This is a genomic window from Finegoldia sp. (assembly GCF_046991905.1).
In the GTDB taxonomy this organism is placed as follows: Bacteria; Bacillota; Clostridia; order Tissierellales; family Peptoniphilaceae; genus Finegoldia.
Genome location: NZ_JBKWZF010000119.1, coordinates 1 through 2,508, shown reverse-complemented (window position 1 = coordinate 2,508; position 2,508 = coordinate 1). Strand labels below are relative to the sequence as shown.

The 2,508-nt window shown below is 44.1% G+C and carries 3 protein-coding genes and 1 pseudogene; all 4 read right to left on the bottom strand.

The window, feature by feature from the left end; genetic code table 11:
* Positions 1–67 precede the first annotated feature (67 nt).
* The 4 genes and pseudogenes from ACLUJM_RS13470 to ACLUJM_RS13455 all read right to left on the bottom strand — a co-directional run bounded on the left by ACLUJM_RS13470 (position 68) and on the right by ACLUJM_RS13455 (position 2,487).
* The gene (locus ACLUJM_RS13470; protein ID WP_412413048.1) at positions 68–211 is read right to left on the bottom strand and encodes a hypothetical protein; all 144 of its coding nucleotides are present in this window, start codon (positions 209–211) and stop codon (positions 68–70) included.
* Between the two features lie 725 nt (positions 212–936).
* Positions 937–1,377, bottom strand: a complete 441-nt coding sequence (locus tag ACLUJM_RS13465) for a PTS system mannose/fructose/sorbose family transporter subunit IID (RefSeq protein ID WP_412413047.1) — start codon at positions 1,375–1,377, stop codon at positions 937–939.
* Positions 1,378–1,592: 215 nt separating this feature from the next.
* Positions 1,593–1,742: a PTS system mannose/fructose/sorbose family transporter subunit IID gene (locus ACLUJM_RS13460; protein WP_412413046.1), complete on the bottom strand. Its 150-nt coding sequence runs from the start codon at positions 1,740–1,742 to the stop codon at positions 1,593–1,595.
* A pseudogene (locus ACLUJM_RS13455) lies at positions 1,729–2,487 on the bottom strand (PTS mannose/fructose/sorbose/N-acetylgalactosamine transporter subunit IIC). Before ACLUJM_RS13455 ends, ACLUJM_RS13460 begins: the two are co-directional and overlap by 14 nt.
* Positions 2,488–2,508: the final 21 nt, after the last annotated feature.

Here is a 2,508-nt window from a genome sequence, read left to right as displayed (position 1 = left end):
TTTTATATCCTCTGCAATCGGAATAAGCTCATTGTACGCCTGTGTTTCATAGGTCAATTCTCTGTATTCAGTCATAGAAACCGCCTCCGTTTAAAAAGTCAAGTGCATTTTCTCTGAATATCATTTGCTTTGTTCTCTCACGCCAATCCATGTTGTAAATCGCTTCTATCATGCGTCTTTGTTCAAGACGTGGCTCATCGCTTCCAAACATGATCTGGTGACGAAGACTGCGGTCAATCCAATGTGCGCCAATGTCTATACAGAAGCTCTGATGATAAAATTCTTTAGGATTGTCAAATAAAAGCGAGCTGTGTCGGTATATACATTTTTATATTTCAGCATCAGCATGCATATCTCACGTACCCATGGCCATGCAAAGCCGTCAGGTAGATACGTAAATGTGGATACGCACAGGCGACTTCTTCAAATAACAGCGGATGTGCATATTTACTCAGTGTATTGGGACGTGCAGACATTCCGGCATGAAATATGATTGGCTTATTAAATTCCTCGCATACCTCGTACAAAGCCCCGCATAACTCTTCATTTGGATAAAACCGTTGCTGGGAAGGATGAAGAACCAGACCGGATAAATGCAAATTCAAAAGGCATGGCGGACAACATCCACGGCATCACTTCGATGCGGATCTACACTGGCAAAGCCGATAACAGATCAGAATCTTTTTGTACCAGTTGAGCAACCCGTTCATTGCGCTCAGATAAGCATTATGTGTTGTTGTTAAATCGAGGGGAAGAAGGCAAGCTTTTCAATATCCGATACACACATCGTTTTCATAAGGAAACAGGCTGAGTATCTGTCTTGTATAAGCCTGTAGCCTGCGACAGGTTTGCAGTTTGATGCAGCTCATCAATAAAAGCAGGAGAAACATGCATATCAATAATCAATTCTGTCACCTCACTTTCATCTATCTGTAACTAGCAGGCAAGAATGCCAAGCCATGCACAGAGAATACCGAAGAGTGCAGTACCGACAATCATGACTATGACGTTCACCTTCTTTTTCAAAAGCCAGTAGTAAATCCCCATGACACCAAGGCTGAGCATACCCGGCATGATACCGTCCAGTATTTCCTGAATGCTGGCAGCAGCGTCACCGGAGCCAATCGAGATTGGCGTATTAACAGTAATCAGTTCCTTTGTCATACCACCAATTACCATAACACCGACTATGGAGGCACCAGCATAAATTTGTTCATTAACCCAGCTGAATCTTTTCCAGATAATTAGCACCAGCTCATACCCCTTCATGGCACCGATATACCGGACGGCATATGCAGGAATGTTGAAAATCAGCAGAATAAAATCGTGCCGGAATATTTCCCTGAGCAGCCAGAGAGGTACCAACGCCAATGGCAAAATACGAATCGTACCAAGAAAACAGAATCTCCGATACCGGCCAGCGGCCCATCAATGCAACCTTCATGGTACTGAGGCAGTATCAAAGCTGCCCTGTCTTGCATTCATTTCCTCCATAGAAATGATGATACCTGCAATAAAGTGCTGAAATACATGGATGTGTTAAAGAATTCAGATGGCGCTGGCAGGAATCATTGAACTTTTCCGGATCATTTTCATAAATTTTGAAGTGCCGGAATCATGGATTCAAAGCCCATATGCATCTGACGCTCATAGTGCCAGGAAAATTCCATAGGAAGCGATCTCCAGAACATCTTATGCAGGTCTTTTTTTGTAATCAAATCATTGGTATTAGAAGTCATCATCTTCACCTCCGTCCGCAGCTAATGCGGTTTCTGAGAAAAAATCAACCTTTAGGAATGCGGCAATCACACCCAGCAGAGCAATACCGAGAACCGGTACACCGATATAAGCAGACAACAGGAAGCCCAGGAAGAAGAACATAATGACTTTCTTATTCAATGTCATTTGAGCCAGCATGGCGAATCCCATGCCGGGAAGCAATCCCGTTGCTATGGTAAGACCGTCTGTGATAACAGCCGGTATGGAATTTACGAGTGTTTCCACCTGACCGCTTCCGATCAGGAAGCCAAAAACAACCAGCGGAATGCAAGGTCAGACTTGAACGATACCATCTCCGATATGGATCATTTCTATGGCACGGTAGTTTCCCTTCTGGCCACTTATCGCCCAGGTACCGGTTAATGGGAAAATAGCAGACATAAACAGATTTTCAAATATACTTGCAAGCAATGCGATGGGGTAAGCGAGAGTGACTGCTACTTCAGCACCCTTTCCCGTCGTGATTGCAAAAGCGGTTCCCAGTACACCACCAACAACAACATTAGGCGGTACAAATGCACCGATGGATTGCGCACCGATAAACGCCAGCTCCAGTGTACTTCCTATGATGATTCCCTTTGTGACATCCCCCAGAACCAGACCGACAAGAGGTCCTAATACAATTGGGTTTTTCAATAAGCTGGTACCCAATGCATAATCACAATTACCGAAAAATGCAATAGCCCCCAATAATAGTGCCTGTATCATTTTTTACTTCCTCCTTCATGC